Consider the following 2,723-nt stretch of genomic DNA (forward strand, 5'->3'; position numbering starts at 1 on the left):
TGGTTGGCCACGAGGGAAGGACCACCAGTGAGAGCACCCTATCTCGTCTCGGCCGCGCTCATTGCGGCATCTGCAATGCCGGCGGCGGCTGGCGAAATCTCAGACGGCAAGGTCAAGATCGGCATCTTGAACGACCAGTCGGGCGTCTAGCCGATGGCCGACGGCACGCTGAAGCTGGTGGCGGTCGAATACATCACCTCGAAGGGTCCGGCATCGCTCGATGGCCAGCTGTTCAACTTCAACAGCGCGCCCAACCGCTACGGTCTCGGCGAGTTCTACGAACTGCATGTCTGGGCCTGGAAGAGCAACCCGACCGGCACCTTCGCCGACATGAACCCGAAAGTGTCGTGCGAACACGCGATTGCGCCGAGTCAGTAAGAAACGCCAGGCGGTGAAGCTGCCGATCTCCCCCCGTGAGGAGATGCCCGGCAGGGCAGAAGGGGCGCTGTTCCGCCGGCATCTTTGGGCTTGGATTCCTCGCCTCCGCTGAAAGCGGGGGAGAGGTGGCCGCAAAGCGGCCGGAGAGGGGGCTTCGCAGGGCGCTGTCCCCCTCTCCGTCTCGGCTTCGCCGAGTGTCCAGCCGATAGATGGGTAACACTTTGAACCGGATACATAGGTTACAGTTTTCCCCCTGAGTTGCTGTCCGCCGCAGTGCCGTCTGGTCGGGTTGAAGGGCACTGCGGCGGACCAGTTTCTTGTGTCTGCCGTCGATGAAGCCGAGCGGATGGGTATAGAAGTGGAGCGCCCATTGCCCGTTCTCGGTCTCGGTTGCGGCAACCGCTTCACCCGCCAATGTCTTTGAGACGTAGATGAAGTCGCCGTTCCACTTGATCTCGCCGTTTTGGCGCACGCTGCGCACCGCAGCTTCGGCCGGATAGTCCGGCTCCGGTATCGTCTTCGGCATGGCGCGGGTCGAGGGGCGGTAATGCTGTGCCGGCGTGTCCATGCCCAGCGCCTCGTGCGGGCGCTCCTCATTGTACTCGCGCCGGAAAGCCTCGAAGGCCCGAGCCTGCGCCGCCCTGTCGGCCTCCGGCGCCTTGGCCAGCGGCAGCATGGTCAGGTGGAAGCGCTCATGGCAGCCGTTCTGCTGCGGCTTGCCCGGCTGGATGCGCTCCAGCACGATGCCGAGCTTGATGAAACGCACGCTAAGCGGCGTCAGCCCGGTGAGGCCGACCGACGCAAATGGCGAGCCGTTGTCGCTTCTGAACCGATCCGGCAGGCCATTCTCCTCGAACGTCCGCTCATTCCGCAACAAAACGAAGCCGCTCGTCCATGAGTCCAGTCTCTCGCCAAACCATCGCCGACGTTACGGGAGAAGCACTGTGGGCGACGCTGCCAATCTCCCCCCTTGAGGGGGAGATGTCCGGCAGGACAGAGGAGGGTGGGACGGAGTGCGACCTACGCAAGGGAACCGCCCCCTAGTAACCATTTCTTCTCTGCTTTCATGCAGGATGCCCGAAGGGGGAGAGGCAAAACCAGGGCATGGCGGACGACGAGAAACGTAAGGGTGAATTCTGGGCGCTGGCGCTCGACCGCGCCCAACTCGGCCTGTGGGACTGGAACCTCGCGACCGGCGATTGCTACTATTCGCCGACCTGGTGGAGGATGCTGGGCTATGCCGAGGGCGAGCTCGCCAACACGTCCGATCTCTGGCTGAAGCTCACCCATCCCGACGACCGCGAACGGGCGCTGGCGAGCGGCGACCGCCACATCGCCGGCCTCGTCGATTCCATCGATACAGAACTGCGCCTGAAGCACAAGGACGGCCACTGGGTCTGGGTGCTCGACCGCGGCGGCATCGTCGAGCGCGAGGCCGAAGGCAAGCCGCTGCGCCTGATGGGCGTGCAGACCGACATCACCAGGCAGAAAGAGGCCGAAGCCGCGCTCGAGCAGATCAATGTGCGTTTCCGCCTTGCGCTCGCCGCCAGCGGCACCGGCATCTGGCATTACGATATCGGCACCAACAAGAGTTATTGGGACGCGCGCACCAGGGAGATCTTCGGTCTTGTCAGCGATACCGACGAGGTGACGGCCGGCCTCTGGCACACCTATCTCCACCCGGACGACAAGGAGGCCACCGAGCGCGCGCACCTGCCGCCGCCGGGCTCGGAGAGCGTCACCGCCACGCAATATCGCATCATCAGACGCGACGGCGAGATCCGTCATGTCGAGTCGCTGGTGCGCTTCATCGCCGGCGTCGGCTCGGCCGGCCAGATCCTCGGCACCGTGCGCGACATCACCGACGAAAAGAAGCGCGCCGAGGAGCTTGCCTATGCGGCGCGCCACGATGCGTTGACCGGATTGTTGAACCGCTCGGCCTTCGACCGCCTGCTGGCCGAAAACATCGGCGCGGCAGACCGGCTGCCGCTTGCCGTGTTCTATGTCGACCTCGACTACTTCAAGGCGCTCAACGACTATGCCGGCCACGCCGCCGGCGACCTCGCGCTGAAGAGTGTCGCGGCAGGCATCGTCGCCAGCCTGCCGCCCTCGGCGCACGCCGCGCGCCTCGGCGGCGACGAGTTCGCGCTGCTGGTGCCGAATTGCGACGACGCCTGCGCCGAGCGGCTCGCGCGTGCGGTGCTCGCCGCCGTGCGCGACGCCGATCTCGGCCCGGCCGTCACCTCGCGTCGGCTCGCTGCCAGCATCGGTATCGCCTTCGTGTATGACCGCACCATCACCGTCGCAGACGCGCTCGCCTGCGCCGACGACGCCTGCTACGCCGC

Annotated in this window: 2 protein-coding genes and 2 pseudogenes; 3 read left to right on the plus strand and 1 reads right to left on the minus strand. The window is 65.5% G+C overall.

Going from position 1 to position 2,723, the window contains the following annotated elements; translation table 11 throughout:
- Positions 1 to 168: 168 nt before the first annotated feature.
- Positions 169 to 378 (plus strand): annotated as a pseudogene (locus EOA38_RS39475) (hypothetical protein); the annotation flags it as partial.
- Positions 379 to 994: 616 nt separating this feature from the next.
- On the opposite strand, the pseudogene EOA38_RS40675 reads toward EOA38_RS39475, so the two are convergent.
- Positions 995 to 1,144, minus strand: a pseudogene (locus tag EOA38_RS40675) (integrase core domain-containing protein); the annotation flags it as partial.
- On the opposite strand from EOA38_RS40675, the gene EOA38_RS40680 reads away from it, so the two are divergent.
- Both EOA38_RS40680 and EOA38_RS32870 read left to right on the plus strand, forming a co-directional pair.
- On the plus strand, positions 1,073 to 1,276 hold the full coding sequence (locus EOA38_RS40680; RefSeq protein WP_245464986.1) for a hypothetical protein: 204 nt from the start codon (positions 1,073 to 1,075) through the stop codon (positions 1,274 to 1,276). The pseudogene EOA38_RS40675 and the gene EOA38_RS40680 sit on opposite strands and share 72 nt — an antisense overlap.
- 206 nt (positions 1,277 to 1,482) lie before the next feature.
- The coding region (locus EOA38_RS32870) for a diguanylate cyclase (protein WP_127301192.1) at positions 1,483 to 2,723 on the plus strand (1,241 nt) is incomplete at its 3' end.

Origin of the sequence: Mesorhizobium sp. M1E.F.Ca.ET.041.01.1.1 (genome assembly GCF_003997355.1) — a bacterium.
GTDB lineage: Bacteria > Pseudomonadota > Alphaproteobacteria > Rhizobiales > Rhizobiaceae > Mesorhizobium.